The 22,068-nt window shown below is 44.1% G+C and carries 17 protein-coding genes and 6 tRNA genes; 16 read left to right on the forward strand and 7 right to left on the reverse strand.

The window, feature by feature from the left end:
- The first annotated feature begins 245 nt into the window (after positions 1-245).
- Complete coding sequence (locus AAB400_03550) at positions 246-1,595, forward strand: hypothetical protein (protein ID MEK7648967.1); 1,350 nt, start codon at positions 246-248, stop codon at positions 1,593-1,595.
- 76 nt (positions 1,596-1,671) lie between these two features.
- On the opposite strand, the gene AAB400_03555 is transcribed toward AAB400_03550, so the two are convergent.
- Complete coding sequence (locus AAB400_03555; protein ID MEK7648968.1) at positions 1,672-2,379, reverse strand: hypothetical protein; 708 nt, start codon at positions 2,377-2,379, stop codon at positions 1,672-1,674.
- A gap of 134 nt (positions 2,380-2,513) precedes the next feature.
- Here AAB400_03555 and AAB400_03560 point away from each other — a divergent pair, with 134 nt between their 5' ends.
- Entirely contained in the window at positions 2,514-2,831 is a 318-nt protein-coding gene (locus AAB400_03560; GenBank protein MEK7648969.1) for a hypothetical protein, read from the forward strand.
- A gap of 13 nt (positions 2,832-2,844) precedes the next feature.
- The gene (locus AAB400_03565) at positions 2,845-4,842 is read left to right on the forward strand and encodes a hypothetical protein (GenBank protein ID MEK7648970.1); all 1,998 of its coding nucleotides are present in this window, start codon (positions 2,845-2,847) and stop codon (positions 4,840-4,842) included.
- A 90-nt stretch (positions 4,843-4,932) separates the two neighbouring features.
- Here the strand turns inward: AAB400_03565 and AAB400_03570 are convergent.
- The 4 genes from AAB400_03570 to AAB400_03585 all read right to left on the reverse strand — a co-directional run bounded on the left by AAB400_03570 (position 4,933) and on the right by AAB400_03585 (position 6,813).
- Positions 4,933-5,007: transfer RNA gene (locus AAB400_03570), tRNA-Phe, on the reverse strand.
- 58 nt (positions 5,008-5,065) lie between these two features.
- Entirely contained in the window at positions 5,066-5,833 is a 768-nt protein-coding gene (locus AAB400_03575) for a ZIP family metal transporter (protein MEK7648971.1), read from the reverse strand.
- Positions 5,834-5,905: 72 nt separating this feature from the next.
- A tRNA-Ile gene (locus AAB400_03580) sits at positions 5,906-5,982 on the reverse strand.
- 57 nt (positions 5,983-6,039) lie between these two features.
- Positions 6,040-6,813 carry a sugar phosphate nucleotidyltransferase gene (locus tag AAB400_03585; protein MEK7648972.1) on the reverse strand — a complete coding sequence of 258 codons (774 nt, stop codon included), beginning with the start codon at positions 6,811-6,813 and terminating at the stop codon, positions 6,040-6,042.
- Positions 6,814-6,911: 98 nt separating this feature from the next.
- Between AAB400_03585 and AAB400_03590 the strand changes: the two genes are divergently transcribed.
- The 13 genes from AAB400_03590 to AAB400_03650 all read left to right on the forward strand — a co-directional run bounded on the left by AAB400_03590 (position 6,912) and on the right by AAB400_03650 (position 18,037).
- Positions 6,912-6,982, forward strand: a tRNA-Pro gene (locus AAB400_03590).
- 49 nt (positions 6,983-7,031) lie between these two features.
- Positions 7,032-7,835, forward strand: a complete 804-nt coding sequence (locus tag AAB400_03595) for an ABC-2 family transporter protein (GenBank protein MEK7648973.1) — start codon at positions 7,032-7,034, stop codon at positions 7,833-7,835.
- A 28-nt stretch (positions 7,836-7,863) separates the two neighbouring features.
- Positions 7,864-8,634, forward strand: a complete 771-nt coding sequence (locus AAB400_03600) for an ABC-2 family transporter protein (GenBank protein MEK7648974.1) — start codon at positions 7,864-7,866, stop codon at positions 8,632-8,634.
- 15 nt (positions 8,635-8,649) lie between these two features.
- Positions 8,650-9,639 (forward strand): ATP-binding cassette domain-containing protein, encoded by a 990-nt coding sequence (locus AAB400_03605; GenBank protein MEK7648975.1) that lies wholly within the window; start codon positions 8,650-8,652, stop codon positions 9,637-9,639.
- Between the two features lie 59 nt (positions 9,640-9,698).
- Positions 9,699-9,773, forward strand: a tRNA-Gly gene (locus AAB400_03610).
- A gap of 159 nt (positions 9,774-9,932) precedes the next feature.
- Positions 9,933-10,841 (forward strand): uracil phosphoribosyltransferase, encoded by a 909-nt coding sequence (locus tag AAB400_03615; protein ID MEK7648976.1) that lies wholly within the window; start codon positions 9,933-9,935, stop codon positions 10,839-10,841.
- Between the two features lie 295 nt (positions 10,842-11,136).
- Entirely contained in the window at positions 11,137-11,679 is a 543-nt protein-coding gene (locus AAB400_03620) for a hypothetical protein (protein MEK7648977.1), read from the forward strand.
- 107 nt (positions 11,680-11,786) lie between these two features.
- A tRNA-Cys gene (locus AAB400_03625) sits at positions 11,787-11,858 on the forward strand.
- 36 nt (positions 11,859-11,894) lie between these two features.
- Entirely contained in the window at positions 11,895-13,721 is a 1,827-nt protein-coding gene (locus tag AAB400_03630; GenBank protein ID MEK7648978.1) for a hypothetical protein, read from the forward strand.
- Positions 13,718-14,356 carry a hypothetical protein gene (locus AAB400_03635; protein ID MEK7648979.1) on the forward strand — a complete coding sequence of 213 codons (639 nt, stop codon included), beginning with the start codon at positions 13,718-13,720 and terminating at the stop codon, positions 14,354-14,356. The genes AAB400_03630 and AAB400_03635 overlap by 4 nt, the downstream gene beginning before the upstream one ends.
- A complete protein-coding gene (gene polA / locus AAB400_03640) occupies positions 14,353-17,091 on the forward strand; it encodes a DNA polymerase I (GenBank protein MEK7648980.1) in 2,739 nt (912 codons plus the stop codon). The genes AAB400_03635 and polA overlap by 4 nt, the downstream gene beginning before the upstream one ends.
- Positions 17,088-17,933, forward strand: coding sequence for a bifunctional 5,10-methylenetetrahydrofolate dehydrogenase/5,10-methenyltetrahydrofolate cyclohydrolase (locus tag AAB400_03645; GenBank protein ID MEK7648981.1), 846 nt, complete (start codon positions 17,088-17,090; stop codon positions 17,931-17,933). The genes polA and AAB400_03645 overlap by 4 nt, the downstream gene beginning before the upstream one ends.
- A 30-nt stretch (positions 17,934-17,963) precedes the next feature.
- A tRNA-Trp gene (locus AAB400_03650) sits at positions 17,964-18,037 on the forward strand.
- Positions 18,038-18,091: 54 nt separating this feature from the next.
- Here the strand turns inward: AAB400_03650 and AAB400_03655 are convergent.
- Positions 18,092-20,671 carry a hypothetical protein gene (locus tag AAB400_03655; GenBank protein ID MEK7648982.1) on the reverse strand — a complete coding sequence of 860 codons (2,580 nt, stop codon included), beginning with the start codon at positions 20,669-20,671 and terminating at the stop codon, positions 18,092-18,094.
- Positions 20,672-20,743: 72 nt separating this feature from the next.
- Positions 20,744-22,015: an ATP-binding protein gene (locus AAB400_03660; protein ID MEK7648983.1), complete on the reverse strand. Its 1,272-nt coding sequence runs from the start codon at positions 22,013-22,015 to the stop codon at positions 20,744-20,746.
- Positions 22,016-22,068: the final 53 nt, after the last annotated feature.

The following is a 22,068-nucleotide window of genomic DNA, read 5'->3' on the forward strand; positions in this document are numbered from 1 at the left end:
AAGTCGTAACAAGGCACCGGTAGCGGAAGCTGTCGGTGGATCACCTCCTTTCTAGGGAGATATAGGAAACAGTCGACAGTGCGGCATTTTGCCGTACTGGGCTATTGACGAAAGTATTGTTCGCAAGGATTTGTCACTTTCATCTTGTCTTCGAAACGAAGAACTCAAAAAAGACCGCCCAGAAGGCGGTCTTTTTAGTGTTGACAAAAACACTTTTCTATCCTACACTCCCCTTGTCTAAAACGATGATCAAATTGCAAGTTAACGAAACGACGATTACCACAGGAACGGCTATTATCAGCTGGTGCATCGGTAAGGACACTCTCGAGTACCTTTCACAACAACAAGCGCTTGAACCGCGACTTCTCATTATTATTATGCCGCAGTTCAAGGGCGCAGGAGACCACTTCAATCTTCAACACGAGCAGCGCTACCTCTTCCCTCTCAATAATCTTATCGCCTACATCCCACTCAAGTATACCGGATGGGTGCGGATATTTGCGCGCCTTGTATGGGTAGACCGCTTCGAGAGTAAGCCACTTGAAAAGCTTCTCGATCGCTATCTGGATGAAAACGATAAGGGTGTATGGGCGACATCCGGACGGTATGATAATAGTATTCTCACTGCACTTGGTACGGAATTTCTCGATCACTCTTCATATGAAGAAGAGATGATTTTGAATGATCCGTTCCATACTCTTTCGAAAAAAGAGCGCAGAAAGCTTATGGTGACACTGGCAGAAAAAAAATCTGCACAGGCGAAGATTCGGAATCTCATCTCTACATCAATAGACATCGAAGTACCGGAAGGATGTTTTGCCAAGGAGCCGCCAGTATGGATGCAGAAGTGGGTCAATCTTCATTTCGAATCCTTTGATACGCCATACGATCAGTGCGAGTTTCGTAAGCGTGCAATCTATGCGATTATGCTTCAGCCGACTGTCGTGGCGGTAAACTACGTTTGTCGGTTGGCTATCACCATTGGTCTGCTATCAGTGGGAATGAAAGAAATCAATTTCAGGCCTCTGAGGAATGTGCTCGACACATCTATTTCCGACATTTGGCTTGGTCTAAATGGATCAGTCTTCTATCCAAACTGGAATGACTCAAGTCACCTCTGGGGATTGAGTGAAAAATTTCTACCGCTGTATTTCATCCCCTATGCATTCAGTCCAGCGGCACTTCTAGCTATTAGTGCGGGGTGGTATCTCCATACGCGCGATACACACACGACATTTATCCGTATGGGCCAGACAGCACTTGGTTGGGCGGTAGGAGTCACCGCACTCTCTTTGTGTCTTTTGGGAGTCGTATGGATTTGCATAGCGATAAAGGATATGTGGATGGATAAAAATCGCAAAGCCGACAACCGCAAATATCAGGAAAAAAGACAGCGCGAAAAAGAAGATCGCCAACGGCGCGAAGAAGAGTTGGCAAAACCATGGTACTTGAAGGAGTCTGAGCTCGCAGTACTTGCTTGCGACGGTGGAGCATCCCCCAAAACCTTGGCAGATTTGCCGAAAGAGCGTCAGACGTTCACTTTGCGTTTTCTCGATTTGAAGGCAAAGGTTTGCAGGCCTTACGCCAAGAGATAGCACTTGGCCATACCGCCCCCCAAAGGCGGTTTTTTTATTTTTCAAAAAGAAAAAACCCCGCGATGGCGAGGTATAGCTATGTTTGACCAATGTCTACGATTAGTTGTTCAAGTTCAGAAATGCGGCTTGCGTCAACCATCTTTTTCAAAATGCCGTACAATTGATCAATGTCAGCGACAACGAGGCGCTTAAATTCTTTCGCATTATAAACGACAAATGTTGTCATTCGGAGCGAATCCATCCCAACTCCTGAAAGGAAGTAGTCAAAAATCTGATCATTCAATACAATAAGGGGAATGTTGAGAATTTCGTGTTCAAACATGAATACCGCTTGACGGAATAATTGATCCTGAAGAAAGGGGTGATCATTCCGCTGTGCATGATAAAGCTCTTCAATAGTATAATACCCACCCTGCGAGAGGTCTTCCATGATAATGCCTTGAATCAGTCCGACTCGTGGCAACAGTACGAATGAAGGAATGTCGACGTTGGGACGTCGAGCACTGCATTGATAAAAAAAGTGTGCCTCGAATGCAATATGTGACATATCTGCTATTCCTCGCTCGAGTTTCAGTATGGCATGGTGTTCAATGCCGTCCGCCATAAAACTTCCAATTCGATACACATCCCGAGACGCAGATGGAATACGACGGTCTTCATAGATAGATCGGTTTTTCATGATTGCCGCAGCTAATGCGGCGGCTCCGGAAACTCTGAACGATTCCTTTAAGGCGACAGACTGACTGATGTAGTCAGGATAATCAGGCGTATTGTTAATGTCCATTAACACAAACCCTAGCGCCGCGAGTACAATCTGTCAAGGATGACAATGGCCAAGTGTAAGTCGGCGGTATTGACTTTTATATGGATCTGTGGTATAATTGCGCCGATCGTTTTTATTATATTTTAAAGTATTTTATGGCAAATCAAGCAGTTCAGACACCTATTCAAGACCTCTTAAAAGCAGATATTTTCGAACTTCTCGACATGGCAGGCGTTTCCTCGAAGCAGCGCCAGGAGATATCGACAGATATGGTTATTACCATACAAAATCGTATTACTTCCCGCTTGCAAGACTCACTTGCATTCCATGATCAGGATGCGCTGATTGTGGCACTTTCCGAAGGCCGAGCTGACGAAGCGCGCGCCATTCTTTCTGATAGCAATCTCCCCTCTCTTGAAACAATGGCCGTTGAAGAGGCGTTGATTTATAAACATCAATTCATCAACGAATAAATTTATTAAATCTATGGGATTTTTTTCTTCATTGACAGAAAAATTATACAATACATTTTCAGCATCTGAACGTAAGACAAAAGCGCCTCAGAAGAATGTTGTAGATATCAAAGAGCATATTCCACCTCGTCCTACAGGCACAGAAACAGAAATAGAACAGCTGACAGATGGATCGACCGTTATTTCGATTGATCGGTCGCTGAATGCAGCCACTGGCGAAAAAACCCCTCGTCAAGAATCAGCACGCCGGCTGAATGAGATTTTTGCAGAAGTAAAAAATATCAAAGAACAAGAACGCATACTCGATACATCTCGCTGGGGGGACGGGCTTAGAGGAGAGCTTAAGAAAGACTTGTGCACTACCGTACATGGCAATCTCTTGCGACTTACTCTTTTGGGTGAAGCAACCTATCTTACTCATCAAGTGGTGCAGTCGGAGTTATTTTCTCATCTCTTAGGGCCCGTAACGCCAGTAGCGGCGGTTCTTGCAACAACTCTTATTGCGCGCGAATCAATCAAAACAATCTCTGAAGTTGTTGATTATTATTTTCGCGGCGGACGTTCCCAAAGAAAACTTCTTGAACAAGAACGGCAACAAGTGCAAAAATTACGAGGAGAGCGAAAGCTCGCAGCGCGCCACTATCGTGAGGGTATCATGTCTGCTGAAGAATATATCCACTATGCCGCAGATCTTGCAAAAAAGGTATGTACGGCAGAAGAAGCAGTATTGAATGGGAGGCCAAAGAATAGCGAGCCGGCAAGCGAACCTCAATTTCCGGCAAAAAAAACAAAAGAAATACTTGGTGAAAAAAAACTCATTGAGCAAGAACGCGGCCGCGCAATGGCTCGATCAATTGTTTCGACAGTTGCCGCTCCAATAGTGAGCGTACTGAATGGTTTGCCGCTGGGTTTCAATGAGTGGGATGGTCACGCGCCTGCTCATACCGTTGTAACATCTCTCCAGGGAGTCCGCTATTATTCCGAAGGGATTGCTCGTGCATTTTCTCCTGTTCCGGGACAGGCACTCACGGCACTCGCCATTGGCGCGACAGGATTGATTGGAAAGGCCGTTGAAGAAATCTATTCATTCCACAAACGATTTAAACCGGAATCCAAGGCGGATGCCGCGCTTCAGTCTATGGAGAAATCACTTGAGCGCATTCGCCAGTGCCAAGAAGATATACAGGGTATTGCCAATACAACACCTAGTCCAGGTAAAAACCTTAATGTCGAGCAGATTGAAATATTGCGCCGGCCGACACCATACGCTGCGCCAAAAGATTTTTCGGATTTGGCAGAGGCTGTTGCACGCGATGATGCGAAAAAAGCTGCTGCAGAAGCAAGAAAAGCAGCACGAGGACCCTCTCTTTTGGATAAAGTTCTTGGTCGCGCAACTCGCCCACTCGGGATGCCCGTGGAAACAACCCCCCTTACGGCACAGGATTTTGGAGAATCTCCATCATTGTTTCGAGCAGAAACGGTACGCAAGGCGCTTGGTGTCAATGTGCTTCCCGGTACGCTTCTTACACAAGAAGGGTTTATGGATCAGCTTGAGAAATGGATTGAGAATGCCTCCGATATAGAAATTATTGATCGTGAATTGTATTTCAGCGATCAGCAACATAAGCATACCGACGGAGATGTTGATGAAAATAGTATCACTGCGCTTGACGAAGCCGCACGTCGCTGCGCAGCGGAGCGCTTACATCGGGTTGCGGAAAAAATGCCCATTGCAACATTCGATCCAAATGCTGTCCGTGCACGACTCCTGGTACTTATTGGAATGGAAGATGAAGTTGCCGTTGGTCAGAAATATTTTGAGAAACTCTTTGCGCAAGGATACGCAGACGCATCACGTATTCAAAGAACGTACTTTAATAGTGTTTTATCTGCGCTTGATTTGTCGACCAATGTTAATGACGTAAGTCGTAAACGTGAGAAAAATATCATTTTCGAGAGCGTCCGCGCGGTTATCGGAAGTTATGAGAATGCACAATCGGAAGCTGCATAATGCATACTGTGTGTTAAGTAACAAAACTCCATTTAATACGGAGTTTTGTCTTTTTCGCACAAAAAAAGCTCAGACGAGCTGAACTTCTTTTGGTGCCGAGGGGGAGAATCGAACTCCCCACGCAAGGATTTTCAGTCCTTCGCTCTACCACTGAGCTACCTCGGCAGATGGAGAACATCCCCAGTATATCAATTGTTCTAAAAATATCAATGCCCTATTCTTCTTACTCATGCATATTAGTGACTATAGCCCCAACAAGAATAAGTCCGACAAGAAACGATAAGACAACACGAAAAAAAGAATGGTGTTTTGCGCGATGGTGTAATTCCGGCACAAGGTCGGAAAGTGAAATATAAGTGAAAATGCCCGCAACTCCGGCGAGTAGATATGGCAAGCCATACTCAAACCACGACGCAGCTAACAGCCCAACACCGATACCTACTAACGTCATGAGTGAAGAAAAAAAGTTTACAGCAATTACTTTTATCTTCGACCACCCCCGGTCGAGGAGAATGGCAAAATCTCCTATCTCTTGTGGCACCTCATGTGCTGCAACCGCTAAAGCGGTGGTAAATCCGATTGCAGGATTAGCAATGTAGGCAAAGACGATCACAATTCCGTCGAGAAAATTATGGAGACTGTCCCCGATAATAATGAGAAGTGGTAATGATTCAGTGTGGTCGGCATGGCTCTCGCTATGAGCTTCATGGTGTCGGATATACTTCATCAAAAATCGTTCGAGCGCAAAGAAGGCAGAAATCCCGATAAGAAATGCCACAAATACTCCATGAGGGTCTTCAAGTGATTCAATTGCTTCTGGTAATAAATCAAGAAAAGCAACACCAAGAAATGCACCGGATGCAAAAGCAATGAGCGGTGTCATGACATGTGTTGTGATTCGTGATCCACAGAGAATAAGTATAAGCCCGCCAATCAGAGAAAAGGCTCCGCCGACAAGTCCTAATAAGATAAGATTTATTGCATGTTCCATAATGTCTACTATACCACAAAATCCCGTTGAAACAGGATTTTGAGAATTTCTTACAAAGTAATTTTGATGCCCTGGTGGGCGCGAGAGGACTTGAACCTCTGACCTCTTCATTATCAGTGAAGTGCTCTAGCCAGCTGAGCTACGCGCCCGCGTATCACAAAAGGATACACCATCTATTAAAAACTTCAAGCACTTGAGTAGCTGCGCTAGAGGCTTAGTTTGTTTACCCCTGTTTGATAAATAAGCTGGCTGATTTCTGACAACTCCTTTGGCGATTGTCCGGCATCACGCCACCATCCTTCCAAAATATCATATTCGAGGCGAGAATTTTTGATGTACTGATTAAGAAGGTCGGTAACTTCAAGTTCCCCGCGCGCAGACGGCTTGATAGAATCGATAAACTCAAACACTTGCCAGTCAAACATATAAACGCCAATGACGGCATAATTCGATTTTGGTGCAGTTGGTTTTTCTTCGATCGCGATGATATTTTTGTCATCATCAAATGATGGCACGCCGTACGCGTTTGGTATTTCTACTTGTCGCAGTAAAATGCGTGCTCCACGGAGCTGATGGGAAAATTTCTGGACATAGGGAATAATATTCCCTTCAATAATATTATCTCCCAAAAAAACGACAAGTTTGTCTCCGTGGGTAAAGTTGCGTGCCAGAGAAATCGCCTCAGAAATTCCACCAGGGCGGGCCTGCATGCGATAGGTGAGATCAAGATCAAACACTTGTTTTCCACAGCGATCAGTGACTCTGCCATCCCCCAGAAGGGCAATGAATTGTTCGGCGTGCTCCTTGCCTGAGATGATGCATACTTCTTTTATGGCCGCTTGTTCGAGCGCTTTAAGGGGGTAGTAGATCATTGGATAATCAGCAATCGGCAACAGGTGTTTATTGGTGATACGCGTGATTTCCCCAAGTCGCGTTGCATGTCCTCCGGAAAGAACAACGCCTTTTATTGATTGTTTCATAGTTTTTAAGCATTTATGTAGTAGTTCTATTTAACCAAAACCAAGCATCTTGTCAATGATGCGGGCTTCCTCTATACTATACTCACATTTCAGAATGTCGGGCTGTCGTATACCGGTAGTACGCTTGGTTTGGGACCAAGATGACTGGGTCCGATTCCCAGCAGCCCGATTAAAAAGCATCTCATGGAACACGAGGTGCTTTTTAAATAACTCGCAGTATGCTTCAATTGGTAGATATGGGAAAGTATCTAGTAGCATTCAGATTAGCGCTTGCACGTGAACTTATGTATCGCGCAAATTTTGTATTTGGCAGGCTTCGAGCACTTGTTTTGTATATCGCTCTTTTGTTTGTTTTTCATATGTTTGGCCGTGAGTCGATCATATATTCGCAAGAAGAGCTAAGTACGTATATTGTCCTTGCCGGATCCATGTATATGATGCTGTTTGTATATAGTATGGATATGGTCGCTTCCGAAATCGTAGACGGCGATCTTATTAACTTTCTTTTACGTCCCATTAATTATCTTGCCTACTGGTTTTGGAAGATTGGGGCTATGCGAGTTCTTAATATACTGGCAGCCATCGTAAGCCTAGTACTTGTTGTTGCTGCAACACGCTCCTCGTTCTTTTTTCAAACACATATCTTTTCATTAATGCAGTTTGCCGTTCTTCTTATTGGTGCGCTTTCTATTATTACGCTTATAGATTTTATTGCAGGGAGTTTGTCGTTTTGGACCTATCGTTCACATGGGCCGCGGTGGCTTTCTATGATTGGCATTCAATTTCTATCTGGAGCATATGCGCCACTCGATCTCTTTCCCGGTTGGCTCCAGCAGATCTATGGAGCAACACCCTTCCCTTCAATTGTGTTTGTTCCCATTACGGCATATTTAGGACGAATGAATGGGTATGAGTTTCTTGCAGCGCTTCTAGTACAGGGGGTATGGATAGGGGTGCTTGGAGTGGTTTTAGCGGTAGTATGGAAAAAAGGCATTCGATCATATGAGGCTGTAGGGAGGTAGAGTTATGAAATCATTGCGAAAAGCATGTATGATTTGGTGGCGATTGGCAGCAGCGAATTTTTCGGTCATGGCACTATCACGTCTTGATTTTTATACATTTTTGAGCGGTAAATGCGTGCGAATGTTTTTCTTTTTCTTTCTCATTATTTCACTATTTTCATACACGCCGACTATTGGAGGATATCGTCGTGAAGAGGTACTTCTCTTTTTTGCGCTCATGAATGCATTCGATGTTCTTGCGCAGCTTGTTTGGTTTCGCGGACTCACAGAGGTTCAGCGCTGGGTACAGAAAGGAGAGTTTGATTTTATTCTTTCCAAGCCGGTTTCTCCGCTTTTCTTTTCATCATTTCGCATTTTTGATTTTTTCGATCTCTCTACGGCGCCGGCAATGATTTTTTTCCTTGTCTATGCATTTCAGGCACTAGGACCCCTTCCGCTTGAACAGATTATTTCAGGCACATATCTCTGTGGTATCGGATTTGTACTTGCTTATTCAATTGTATTGGCGCTTTCCTCTCTTAATTTTTGGACAACTGAAATTCATAATGCCTTTTGGCTCTATCGGGAGGCATTTTATATGGCGCAGTATCCTCCGGAGATGTTTCCCAAAGGAATACAATACACATTTATTTATGCCATCCCCCTCTTTGTAATTGTGTCATTTCCTGCAAAGGCATTTTTGGGATATAGTACGTTCGGCGATATTATTCTTGCAACGGTGCTTGCAAGTATATTTTTATGCGGTTCACTTGCACTATGGAGGTCGGGTCTGCGCCACTATACGTCAGCAAGCTCTTAGTAACTACTATACTATATGGATTCACGCGCCATCATTTCCGCAGATCACTTAACCAAAACATATCGAACGGCAAAGAAATCTGAGGGTGTATACGGTGCTCTGCGAGGTCTGTTTCATCGGGAGTACAGTACAATGCCCGCTGTTGCGGATATCTCATTTGAAATTATGCCCGCTGAATTCATTGGATTCATCGGCCCGAATGGAGCAGGGAAAACAACAACCCTCAAAATGCTTTCTGGTATTCTTTGGCCAACGTCAGGCTCCGCATCTGTTCTTGGTTCAATCCCATGGCACCGAAAGAAAGAAATGCAGATACATATGGGAATTGTATTGGGACAGAAAAACCAACTGTGGTGGGATTTGCCGGCGCGCGATACATTCCTGCTTAATAAAGAAATCTACGAAATTTCAAAGGCCGATTACAAAACAAGAATACACGACATGGGCGAAACACTTGCCGTGAGCCATTTGTTTGATATTCCGGTGCGCAAACTTTCTCTTGGCGAGCGCATGAAGTGCGAATTAGTTAATTCGTTACTCCATTATCCGAGCGTTCTTTTTCTTGATGAGCCAACAATAGGACTTGATGTTATTTCACAGAAGTCTATACGGGATTTTTTGAAACAATGGAATAAGGATAAGGGAACAACTATCATTCTCACATCGCATTTAATGGATGACGTGGAAGAACTCTGTCCAAGAATTATCATGATTCATTCCGGTACTTTGCAGTATGATGGATCAATCACAGACCTTATGCGGCAGCACGCAACACACAAGGAGATTACTCTTACGCTTGTACGCGAGGTTTCAAAAAAATCACTTGAGCAGTATGGCGAACTTACATCACTGTCATCGGTACGGGCAACCTACCGTGTTGCACGCGAAGATGTTAAAGATATGGCAAAAAAACTACTTGATGCTCTTCCCGTCGTTGATATTACCATCGAAGAAATTCCGCTCGAAGACGTGATACGGGATATTTTTCTTAATGTAAAAAAGTAAAACAACCATTTGCGCACTCTCTTCTTTTTTGGTAGAGTGAGCGGTAGTTAAAATTGCGTGCGGGTATCGTATAGTGGTTATTATGGCTGCCTTCCAAGCAGCAGAGGCGGGTCCGATTCCCGCTACCCGCTCCAGGCAAAGGGCCATCACTGAAAGGTGGTGGTCTTTTGTTTTGATTGTGACAGAAGGGAATTGGCAAAATACTGTCAACTCACATACTTCCGCATACAGGAGTATTATTTGACATCCTTTCCGGCTACCCGTATACTCCTTGCCGAGAGAGAAATCGTACCATGACAACTCAAACTGATTGTGTATTTATTCCGCAGCAAATAGTATCCATGGGAAGTGGGTGTGCAGAAGGCTTTACACGCCAACCTAAGCTTGAAAAAAACGGGGGCGTTGTACTGGTCGGCTGCCAACCAATCTTAACACCAGTCGATGAAAGCGAAGAGTGGGTTCTCAAAGGCACAAGCCCAGAGCTTGTTCGCGAGGTTGGCCGCTATCTTGGGACGCCATCAGCCCTCCTACGCTCGCTTGATGAAGCGACAAATCGCCTTGAGCGACGTGTTAATGCGCGTCTTGCTCGCGAAGAGTATAGGCTTTTTCTGCACTCAATGCAGGCTGTTTGTAGAATCATGGCAGAGGCTGCATTGCAGGCAGCATTTCCGCTTATTGATCACGAATATCTTTCGCGAATGGGTAAGCGATTCATTACTCCACAAGTAGACGATGAAAAAAAAATTGTTCTTCTGAAGATTTCGCGAGGTGGGGATACGCCCACTCACTACGCACGGAAACACCTCAATCCTATTTTGCTTGATCCATGCCAGATTCTCCAGGCGTCATCCCAAAGAATACAGAGCAAGAAGAAGGGCGAAAAGCCACGGGTTGTATACGAAGTAAAAGGAAAAACTGATCTTACAGGCAAAACCCTTGTGATATTTGAACAAGCGCATGCAAGCGCGGAAACAGTTGTGAAGGTTATCCCCGCTGCGCTAAAAAAGTGCAAATCAACACCTGACAGGATTGTTATTTGCTGTATCAATAGCTGTAAGTACGCCATCCGAAGAACACAGCGTGTTATTCCAGGAGTTATTATCATCAATGCCTGTCTCCATAATGGACTGACAGATAAATGGTATCTGGATGATGTCGGATGTGGCGACTGTGGCGCCGAAGAGCATCGCGTAGTCGACTAATCCCTACGCCTTAACCAGGAGCCCTTTAAGGGCCTTTTTTATTTGTATTAAAACAGTATAACCATAATGGAAAATGGTGTTTTTGCCCTTCCCTACCCTTTACAAAAAACCCCACCTGTGATATAATAGAGGCACCCTTAATGAGAAGGGTCTTTTTATTGAAGGACAGATGAGTCGATATTCCTTTTATTCATAAGCCTCATTGAACTGCTGGAGGGCTGGTTCACTGGGAAGAGGAAGGGCTCTTGTGGACTCGTATTGGAATCGAATACCTACATTTTTCCTTGTTATTATAATGTTTTTTGAATTTACGCTTATTCACCCATCTCCCGTGTGGGCTGCCAGTGAAGCAGCGCCCACTCCACTTCAGGCATTCGGTGGTTTTTGGCAAGAAGACGGCGTGACATCAGATGATGAGAATACCGAAAGTATTGAGGAGTCGCCATCACTCACAGCAACTATTATAAAGATTAAGGAGGTCAAAAAAAAGCCCGTAATAGCCGTAAAAAAGAAACGCGAAATTGCTGTTGTAGCTACTGCATATTCGAGTAGTGTCGAAGAAACCGACAGCGACCCCTGCACAACGGCAAATGGCTTTAATGTGTGCAAAAATAATATCGAGAATGTTATAGCGGCGAACTTTCTGCCGTTCGGGACGCGCGTACGCATGCCGGAACTCTTTGGTGAGCGCACATTCACCGTTCATGATCGCATGAACTCACGATATGGAAGAGGTCGCATAGATATTTGGCTTAAAACAAAAAAATCAGCGCGGCAGTTTGGCGTAAAGCGGATAAAGATGGAAATTGTCGAAGACCAAGTCGCCGCAAATTTATAAGAAAAGTGATAGTTAGCAAAAAACTCCTCAAAGGAGTTTTTTGGTTTTCTGACATTGATTTTATATGCAGATTTGATACCATAGTACGGAATGGCTCATTATTTTGTGGCCTGGTAGCCAAGTGGTAAGGCAGGGGTCTGCAAAACCCCTATTCGCGGGTTCGATTCCCGCCCAGGCCTTTTTGAAAACATTTCTTTCCATAATCCTATTCAACAATGTTTCGAGAAAGTATTTCGTTTGTTTTGTATTTTCTTTGCGCGCTGATTGGCATATTTCTGTCTAGTGCCATAGGTGCGCCATTTGTGCTTGATGCCTATCAATCACTCCAGAAAAGCACTCTGCCTTTTGAAGGGGAGCTGCGCATCTATCTTCTTATAATAGGTATTGCATTCTTCCTAGTATGGGGAGTATGGCTTGTTGCCAGAAAACGCATTGCGCACATCCCATCACTCATGCTCTATGCCATATTCTTCATCTCTTTTCTTTTGGCAAGTGTCGTTTTTATCGGTGATACATCACACAGGCTTATGGAGGAATTTTCATGGATACGGTATTCCACCGCACTTTTTTTGTTGGGCGCATCGCTGTGCGCTGCATTTCTTGTGCGTATATACCATGGGACACAAGACGCGGCACGCTTTCCTTTGATGTGTTTTTGGGGACTCATGTCAGCGTCTTTTTTCTTCGCAGCCGCAGATGAAATCTTTGAAATCCATGAAAAGCTTGGACGCTTCATTCAGGCAGTTGTGCATTATCCATCAGAAGTTACGGACTATATTACACTTGCATATGCGGTTGTAGCTCTTGTGATTGTTGCGCTTTCATTCCGGTTTTTTCTTACAGAATATTCCAAGCGGCACTCGGCATTCAGGCTTATCATGATAGTTGGCGTGATTCTTTATTTTCTCTCGACGATCTTTGATACTGTTGACATTTCAATCCATAGATCGTTGCGCTCACTTGCAAATCTTCTTTCATCAAATCCAGACTTTTTCTTTTCAGATCAATGGGCGGTATTTTGGTCGCCGCGCAATTTTCTCAACGGCATCGAAGAAGTGTTTGAACAAGCAGCAGCAACAACTTTTTTTACAGCATTACTCACACTTGTACTCGAAAAGACCGGCAGAATTCCCATCTCGGTAAACTTTCAAATACGAACGAGTATGAAATTGGCAATCGGAGCCGCAACATTCATAGGCGTACTCTTATTTGGATATATTCTTTTCAAGTCTTCTAATAGTGTTGTTGCATTTCCATATATTCCAACTACTCAAATCGCATCTTGGAAAGAAGGACTTTTTCATACAGACGACGTATTCTACCACCCATCGTGGGGAGTGTTAGTGGCAAATGAAGGGGGAAATACGGTGTTATTGTTGCGCGACGGCATTATCGAACGAATTCCTGATCCAAAAAAAGTCGTACACGACCCTGATAGTCTGACAGCAACCAAGGATGCTGTATATGTATCCGACGGATCAGAATCAACAATATTTCGCTATACGAGAAAAGACGGATGGAATTCAGCATGGAGCAAGAAGGATGGGCTCGTTCATCCCGAGGCGCTTGTCGCGGTAGACAGCACACTCTACGTACTTGATGAATCTCAAAAATCCATTACAAAACTTGCACAGGGAAAGAGCAGTGTTATTTGGAAACCGGAACACGCTGACTGGAAGGCGCCGGAAAGTATTGCCTATGACTCAACTTCAAAGCGCCTCTATGTTTCTGATGATGTTAGCGGCGCGCTCTTTCGCATTGAATTCGGAAAGAGTGTTGAAAAAATCTCTCAGCTGAAGAGTATTGAGGATATCACGGTTCTTCCGGGCGGTTCCCTTCTTGCAACGAATAGCAGCGAGCGCTCGGTAGTTGAAATAACTCCGGATGGCAAAACGCAGAGGCGCCTACTATTCAGAAGGCCATATCGCGACTTGCAGGGTATCACTATTGATGAGCAAGGGACCGCCTATGTAGTAACGGCTAATGGGTTTGATAGCACGAGTTTTATGCCAAGCTTTCTATGGAGTATCCCATCACTATGATAAAGAGATTTGTTGTTACAATTGCCCTACTCAACATTCTCATGATTGTTTTTCACCTTGTTCTGGGAGATCGTTTTGATATCTTTCATTTGGATCGGGAAAGAACGTTTGTCGCGTACTTCACTGGATTGCAACATGTGAGTATTGCTGGTGGTGGTGTCGTTCTTGCATGGCTTTCGCGCAACCGTCTTCATTGGTTTGGTTGGATTGCTTTTTCGGCAACTTTTATTTTTTTGGGATTTGACGAGATATCCGAGCTGCACGAAAATATCACATACTATGCGCTCACGTATGGTCCGCAATTTCTACATTCAACCCTACTCCCCTTTCGCAGTCCAACTTATAATTGGCTTATTTTGTTCTCCCCGTTCATTATCGCAGCAGTTATTTTTTTTGTACTTTGGGGAGCACACATACGGAATCGACAATCACGGATATATTTTTTTATAGGTACTGCGCTTTTTGCTCTTGCAATAGGACTTGAATTGTTGGGTGGGTTTGTTAAGGGATCGTTCATACCACTGTTTGTCATTGAGGAGTCGAGCGAGATGTTTGGAGCCACATTTTTTTTGTGGTCGGTATGGGAATATGCCGCGACGCTGTTTAGTAAACAGTATGAACGAAAGCACATATGAAAAAGCCTCAGAAAGAACCCTTCATGATTATCGACGGCAATGCGTTACTGCACCGTGCATGGCATGCGCTGCCCCCCCTTACCACCAAGAAAGGAGAGATTGTTAATGCCGTATACGGATTTACCATGATTCTCCTGAAGGCACTGAAGGATCTGACACCAACCTATGCGGCGGTAACATTCGATAGAAGAGCGCCGACATTCCGACACGAAGCATTTAAAGAATATAAGGCAAAGCGCGTCAAGCAACCCCAAGAACTCTACGATCAAATCGATCATATTAAGCACATTCTTACAGCGCTTCATATACCTATTTTCGAAAAAGATGGTTTTGAAGCCGATGATAGTATTGCAACCATTTGTACGTACATTTCACAAGAAGATTCGCAAATCAAAAAAATTATTCTAAGCGGTGATTTGGATTTGTTGCAATTGGTTGACGCTAACACACACCTTTATACTCCCAAAAAAGGAATTTCAGATATCGCAATCTATGACGAACAGGGTGTACAAGAACGATACGGTATAGAGCCAAAACAACTCCTCTATTTCAAAGCATTGCGTGGCGATCAATCGGATAACATTCCAGGTGTTAAAGGTATTGGAGAAAAAACAGCACGTGAACTTATACAGGCATTCGGCTCTCTTGATGCGATATACGATGCGCTTGAACGGGGCGCGGCGGATAGTATAAAAAAACAAGTTGCTGAAAAACTCAAAGCCCAGAAAAAAGAAGCATTATTGAGCTTATCGCTTGTACGTCTTGTACATGATGTCCCAATAGATTTTTCAATAGAACTGTGCAAACTCAGGCCTGCTGATACTTCCAGTCTTTCAACTATTTTCCATGAACTCGAATTCACTTCTCTTCTCTCTAAACTATCCGAATTGCCCGGCGCAGCAGAAGCGCAACCGACGCTTTTTCAAACAGCTCAAAGCGACACGAAGTGGTCCCATACGCTCCTCTCCAGTCAGAAGGATACCACAATATTTTTTAAACAATTATCGCAGCAAACCCTCTGCGCAGTGGATACGGAAACCACGAGTCTGGATGCACTAAGCGCCCGTCTCATTGGCATAAGCTTTTGTTTTGATGGGGTATCGGCATTTTATCTTCCCTATGATGCGAATGCGGCATGGATACCCGAACTGAAATCATTTCTTGGAAATGAACTTATAAAAAAAATTGCACACAATGCCAAGTATGACATGGAAGTATGCGCTAGTAATGAGTTGCCATTCTCGGGTCTTGCCTTTGATACGATGCTTGCTGCATATGTGCTCAACCCCGGTGTACGGGAGTATAGTCTTGACAACTTAGCGCTCAGCGAGTTTGGATATCAAAAAATCCGCATCGAGTCACTCATTGGTCCCAAGGGTAAGGATCAAAAATCCATGAGCGACGTGGCACTGGAAGATATTACCCCGTATGCATGCGAGGATGCATGGATGGCATTCCGGCTTTATGGGCATTATCGTCACTTGCTTGAAAAAGAAAACCTTCTTTCGCTTCTAGAAACAATCGAAGTGCCTCTTGTAGCTATTCTTTGCGATATGGAGCGCATTGGAATAGCGCTTGATCCGTCGGTGTTGCACGAGCTATCCAAAAAAGTAGATACAGAGCTGGGCGTGATACAAAAAACAATATATTCTCTTGCAGGCAAGGAATTTAATATCAATTCCCCGACACAACTCAAAGAAATTTTATTTGTTGATTTGCATATTTCAACAATCCGCATTAAGAAAGGAAAGACGGGATTATCGACAGCCGCTTCAGAACTTGAAAAAATGCGCCCGCTTCACCCCATTATTGAGCATATTATTCAGCACCGTGAGCTCGCAAAATTAAAAAACACCTATATTGATGTACTCCCGACTCTTGTTAATCCCACGACAAAAAGAGTGCATACAAGCTTCAATCAAACAATTGCGGCAACAGGAAGGCTTTCATCGTCAAATCCAAACTTGCAAAATATTCCCATTAGGCAAGAGATGGGAAGAGAAATTCGGAAAGCATTTGTTGCCGCTCCCGGATATGAGCTTCTTGCAGCTGATTATTCCCAGCTTGAATTAAGAATTGTCGCATCGTTGGCGAATGATGAGAAAATGATTCAGGCTTTTCGGGAAGGCAAGGATATCCATCGTTCTACAGCCGCAGAGATGCAAGGAGTGTCCCCTGAAGATGTCACGCAAGATATGCGCAGAGCTGCCAAAGAAGTGAACTTTGGCGTACTCTACGGCATGGGTCCGCAAGGCCTCTCGCAAGCGGCAGGGATCTCTTTTTCTCAGGCGCAGGATTTTATCGCGAAATATTTTGCCGCATATCCGGGAGTCCGTGAATACTTGGATGCCACTATTTCCATGGCTCGTTCACGAGGATTCGTAGAGACGATGTTTGGTCGCCGCCGTTATGTACCGGAAATCACCTCGTCGGTTTTTCAGGTGCGCAATGCCGCAGAACGTATGGCAGTGAATATGCCCGTGCAAGGCAGTGAAGCGGATATTATTAAACTTGCCATGATCGCTGTGTATCAAGATTTAAACCTCGTGTCTAATGAAGATATTCGACTTCTTCTTCAAGTGCACGATGAGCTTGTTTTTGAGGTGCGTCAGGGCTGTGTCTTGCAGTACGCTTCTCGCATTCGCACTGCAATGGAAGGAGTTGCGATACTAAAGGCCCCACTCGTTATCGATATGAAAACAGGGCCTAATTGGCATGACATGAAATCTCTATGATTATCAATGGCAAGGCATTAGCACAACGCTTTACGATGCGTCTTCAGAGAGATACTAGGGCATTACTGCAAAAAGGAGTAAGGCCTGGGTTTGGCATTCTATTGGTTGGTGATGACCCTGCATCACATCTGTATGTTTCCATGAAGCTTGATCTTGCGAGAAAACTAGGTTTTTATTGCAAGCGCGTATTTTTGCCGAAGAATACATCTGAAGAGATAGTAGTGCAAAAACTAAAAACTCTTCAAAACAATCCACGAATACACGGAGTTATTGTACAAATTCCATTACCCAAGCCCATCTCCCTTGGTGCTGTATGTGCCACATTGGATCCAAAAAAAGATATCGATTGTCTCCATCCCAGTAATCTAAAAAGCCTTCAAAGAGGTGTAAGACCGGTTTTTTGGCCTCCAACTGCCGAGTCGGTTGTTTCTCTCATCAAGTCAACCAAGCAATCACTGAAGAATAAAAAAGTTGTTATTGTCGGGTGCGGCTTTTTTGCGCATCAGATAGCAGCGCTCTGTGCATCAAAAGGCGCGCGCGTGAAAGTAGTCTCATCCTCGGCTACGAGGATTAAACAGAGCACTCTGCAGGCAGATATTGTAATCAGCGCAGTTGGAAAACCAAAGATCATCACTGGCGATTCAATAAAAAAAGGCGCTATTGTTATTGATGTTGGCGCTTCAAAACAGGGAAACAAGACAGTTGGCGATGTTGATATGGAATCTGTAGCGCCAAAAGCAAAAGCAGTTTCACCAGTTCCCGGTGGTGTTGGCCCCGTGACGGTTGTTATATTGATGAAAAATGTGTTGGATGCTGCAAAGCGATTGACGAGAAAGCAATAAAGCCTTATTCTACAACAACAAGTAATACTTGGGGGGTTAGTTTATCGGTAGAACAGCGGTCTCCAAAACCGCCAGGAGAGGTTCGATTCCTCTACCCCCCGCCATCCCGAAAAATTAAAAGACTCGGCGTCAATGCCGAGTCTTTTAACGCCTGATATTTATTCTGCTTTTTTCTCTTCCGGTGCTGGGGTCTCTGTAGTGCCCTGCTGTGTTGCATCTAGTGCCGCTGGTGCTATTTCCTGTACTGGCGCAGCGCTTTCTGATGTTACGCCATTTTGAATATCGCTAATCTTTTTCTTTATAATCTCATTTTGAGGATCATACTTCAATGCTCCTTCAAGAAACTGAACCGCAGAATCCTTATTTCCCTTATCAACCTCAATGAGCGCTGCCTGCCATGCTGCTAATGAGTAGTCAGGCCGCAAGCCGAGGGCAAGACGGAATGAATCCAACGCCTTGTTTTGTTTGTCGATAGTATTGTATCCAAGTCCTGCGAAGTAGAATATCGTTTCATCAGCAGATTGCATTGATGCCAGATTGATATTTTCATTTACGGCCTTGTCGAGGAAGCCTTCCGCATCGGCATTTTGCTTTTGCTCGATACGAATCATAGCAAGTCTCAGATGGGCCTGAGCATAATCTTCTTTCAATTTCAATGCTTCGTTGAGCTGTGTTTCTGCATTGGTAATCGATTGCTGGTAGACTTCTTGCGCCTTTGATTTGTCAACTTCCTCTTTTGCCTGTGCACTGCGTTGCTTATTGATTGCCGCAGAATCAAGGAAGTATTTGGCAAACTCGAGCCTGACGAGTGGGTTTTTGGGATCCAAGGCTATTGATTTGGTATAATGTTCTTCAACAAAAGACTCTGCCCCTGTCGTGAATGGTGCGATAGCTTGGTATGTTGATGCAAGGTTTTGCACATTACGCACATCGGAAGGGTTAAGCTGGTTTGCTCGCCGCGCAGAATCTACCGCGTTTGAAGCAAGTGCGGAAATCGTCGGGCCGTTTTTACTCGCATCCTCTTTTCCGAGGAGATTGTTCATTTTGTAGAGAAGTGCCTGGCTGAGCACTCGGGGATAGGAATGATGATTGGGGTTTTTCTGGTTTGCAATCACTAGTGTTTGAATGAGCTTGTCAACCTCGGCATCCTCCACCTTACCGGTTGTTCTCAGCTGGAGAGAGAGTTTTTGATCCTGCTCCAATCCGCGGGCAAATGTTTGATCGGCGCCATAGCGGCCCACAAGCACAAGTGTACCCACAATACCAACAATAATCACTGCGCAAAGCGCAAGAGATGAAAGAATGACAAAGCGATTGGTATGCTGCAATTTCGGCATTTTTACATTCATTTGATTGGTAGAATAGGTTATACCGAATGCAATCAGCAGCCACATCAAAAATGTCAGTGTGATATTACCCGGTTTTACAATTGCAGCATATCCTAGCGTAATAAATCCTGATGCCAGCGCAAGAAGGGCAACATACTGCTCGCTCATTGGTTCTGAAATTAAGAGCCTGCCAAGGGTCCATGCCAGAAGGCCGAGAAGAGTAAGAATACTTATGATGCCAAGCGCTCCGGTTTCAGCAACTTTTGTCAGAAGATAGGATCCTGACTGGTCAAAACGCAATGCCCATGCTTGAAGGTAGTTGATGTTGTTGATTTCCTGGGGGCGGGTTTTCGTATAGTTGGTAAGGAAGTTACCCGGTCCGGTGCCAAAGAGGGGTCGTTCCGTAAGTGATGAAGTGGCAATCGAAAGACTCGTTTTTAATGAAGGGTTGATAGTGAGAGGAAGCGCTACAAGGCGTGGAAAGCTGATAAAAATCATTGCAACCGAGAACACAACAACAAAGCTTGGCAGAACAAGCCACATGATCTTCTTGTCTTTCGGAAGCTTAACGTACAGGGCTGTCAGCGCTACGCCCAAGCCGAGTATGGTTGCAATCCAAAGCTGGCGCTCTGAAATGATAATAAGGAAAATAAGCCCAAGACTTGCAAAGAGCGCAAGAAGGATAGAGAGAAGATTGCGCTGTTTTTCTTCAGAAAGTGAGAGGCGTACAATGTGGACAATAGCCATGACAACCGACGTTGCAACAAGTACCCCCAGTAGACTTACCAGTCCGACCGTGTTGAATGCGTTTGTTTTGGTGAAATCAAACGGCATGATATAGATGCCCAGAAGCTGCAAAACGGCATAGGCTATTGCAAGCGTTACCGATGCAATAAGAGCATAGATCGAATTGATCATGGTGCGGGGAGTCAATTCATTCACGGTGATGAAGGTGAAAATCGAAAGCGTTACAAGTGTCCAAAAGCTTATAAACTCCTGTTTTTCAATGCCCCAGAAGCTGTTGTAGGGATAGATGGAGTAGATGCTTGTAACAAGCCATGCCACAAGAACGGCGCCAATGCCGATGTGCACCGGCGACCATTGGATATCGATCCGTTCCGTTGCAATGATTTTGCCGGTATAGAGTACGGCAAGCCAGAGCGTGCCGATAAAGAGCAGTAATTGTTTGTTAAGTTCCAAAACATCAGTTGTCAGAGGTAGGAAGAAAAGCGGCATCAGAAACACCATGCCGTAGAGCGACCATTCGAATACCCTGTCAATAAGAGTCGCAACCTCTTTGTTTTTTGGCGGATGATCGCCTTGGAATGAGTGTAATTTTTCTTCAACAACTGCCCGAACCCCCCGTTTGGCGGTTCGCTTGCTATCCATCATTGAATCGTCAAGCTGCATAGGATAAATTGATTAATGAGTAATAAAAAAAGACTAAAACAGAATACACATAGATTAGTATAGCGGTATATTCTATTTTGTGAAGTGGATAGGTCTTACTATATTGGTACTTTGGCGATAAACGCATATCAGAGCAGATATTAGGGGGATGGTGTATGCCTCTCGCTCTCTTCTCTTGTCAAAAGATACCGTATATAATGGTATATTCGGATAGCTGCCTTGAAAAATGCGCGATGCGGACGGTCTTTGTCTGTGCTGTGTTTTTTTGACCTCAATACCGATAGCGCTGTACTCTTCCGGAGAAATAACAAAATCTATCTCATTGCCACGTTTATCTCTCCAGTAGCGGACGGAAATTTCTTTTTTAAGAAATGATAACGCCACCCCATTTTCAAGTAATGCTCCCGAATCAGTCCTTTCGTTGAGCGCTCGAAAATCATTAACGAGTATATTTCGAAGGCCGGTATCAACAAAATAGACCTTTGGATTTTTTACGATTTCTGTACACTTATTCTTAAAAAAAGGCTTAATAAATGTACAGATATAGGTTTTTTCAAGAAACGTGCAGTACTTTTTCAAAGTAGGATATGACGTTTCTGAAATGCGCGACAATTCGTTGTATTCGATCAGATTTCCAATCTGTAATGCGAGTGCTTTGATAAGCGAATTGATGTGATGATCATCAATAAGTCCCAGATAATCGCTCACCTCTCGGATGAAAAAAGTCGATGCGATATTTTTCAGAAGCATTTTTTTTGCAGACAGGTCTTGCTCTAGTACAATGCGAGGATAGCCGCCATAGAGAAGATACTCCTCATAGAGCGGAGCAAGGAGACTATGCACTGCTGGTGGAGTATCGTTGTTTTCACCCCCTATTGTTATCACATGCTTTCGGTAGAGCATAAGCGCTTGTGTACCCCGTGCTGTTAAAAACTCTTCGAAATCAAATGGATAGAGAGAAAATGTCAGGATTCTTCCAACAAGATATTTTGACGCCTGCACGGTGAGTTCCGGAGCCGACGATCCCGAAATGATAATCTTTATAGATTCCGTATCATAAATAAATTTAAGATGCTTCCCTCCCTGTTTTGCATACTGAAATTCATCAATAAAAAGAATATCATTCCCCTTGACGTATGTCGTGATAAATTCCTTTATATTTCGCTCAAAAAGATCAAGAACATCTTTATCATCAAATGTAACGGCAACACACCCCTTTTTGGATGAGAGGATGTGTTGGATAAGGGTCGTTTTACCGGCTTGGCGCGATCCGACGACGGCAATAATCTCTCTTGAGTGTATATAGCGTAAAATGGTATCTTCTATTTTCCTTTGAATATACATAAAAATGCAGAGTAAAACTATAATTCAACACAACTTTAATTATAGTTCATTTA

Source organism: Patescibacteria group bacterium, from assembly GCA_038065255.1.
In the GTDB taxonomy this organism is placed as follows: domain Bacteria; phylum Patescibacteriota; class Patescibacteriia; order JACQRZ01; family JACQRZ01; genus JBBTRI01.

Bases quoted from the DNA above. Each gene is read 5' to 3' on its own strand.
- AAB400_03620 (MEK7648977.1), top strand. From the start codon at position 11,137: ATGTTTTTTGAATTTACGCTTATTCACCCATCTCCCGTGTGGGCTGCC.
- AAB400_03630 (MEK7648978.1), top strand. From the start codon at position 11,895: ATGTTTCGAGAAAGTATTTCGTTTGTTTTGTATTTTCTTTGCGCGCTG.
- AAB400_03655 (MEK7648982.1), bottom strand. From the start codon at position 20,671: ATGCAGCTTGACGATTCAATGATGGATAGCAAGCGAACCGCCAAACGG.
- AAB400_03555 (MEK7648968.1), bottom strand. From the start codon at position 2,379: ATGGACATTAACAATACGCCTGATTATCCTGACTACATCAGTCAGTCT.
- AAB400_03560 (MEK7648969.1), top strand. From the start codon at position 2,514: ATGGCAAATCAAGCAGTTCAGACACCTATTCAAGACCTCTTAAAAGCA.
- AAB400_03605 (MEK7648975.1), top strand. From the start codon at position 8,650: ATGGATTCACGCGCCATCATTTCCGCAGATCACTTAACCAAAACATAT.
- polA (MEK7648980.1), top strand. From the start codon at position 14,353: ATGAAAAAGCCTCAGAAAGAACCCTTCATGATTATCGACGGCAATGCG.
- AAB400_03595 (MEK7648973.1), top strand. From the start codon at position 7,032: ATGCTTCAATTGGTAGATATGGGAAAGTATCTAGTAGCATTCAGATTA.
- AAB400_03635 (MEK7648979.1), top strand. From the start codon at position 13,718: ATGATAAAGAGATTTGTTGTTACAATTGCCCTACTCAACATTCTCATG.
- AAB400_03565 (MEK7648970.1), top strand. From the start codon at position 2,845: ATGGGATTTTTTTCTTCATTGACAGAAAAATTATACAATACATTTTCA.
- AAB400_03585 (MEK7648972.1), bottom strand. From the start codon at position 6,813: ATGAAACAATCAATAAAAGGCGTTGTTCTTTCCGGAGGACATGCAACG.
- AAB400_03645 (MEK7648981.1), top strand. From the start codon at position 17,088: ATGATTATCAATGGCAAGGCATTAGCACAACGCTTTACGATGCGTCTT.
- AAB400_03660 (MEK7648983.1), bottom strand. From the start codon at position 22,015: ATGTATATTCAAAGGAAAATAGAAGATACCATTTTACGCTATATACAC.
- AAB400_03600 (MEK7648974.1), top strand. From the start codon at position 7,864: ATGATTTGGTGGCGATTGGCAGCAGCGAATTTTTCGGTCATGGCACTA.
- AAB400_03550 (MEK7648967.1), top strand. From the start codon at position 246: ATGATCAAATTGCAAGTTAACGAAACGACGATTACCACAGGAACGGCT.
- AAB400_03615 (MEK7648976.1), top strand. From the start codon at position 9,933: ATGACAACTCAAACTGATTGTGTATTTATTCCGCAGCAAATAGTATCC.
- AAB400_03575 (MEK7648971.1), bottom strand. From the start codon at position 5,833: ATGGAACATGCAATAAATCTTATCTTATTAGGACTTGTCGGCGGAGCC.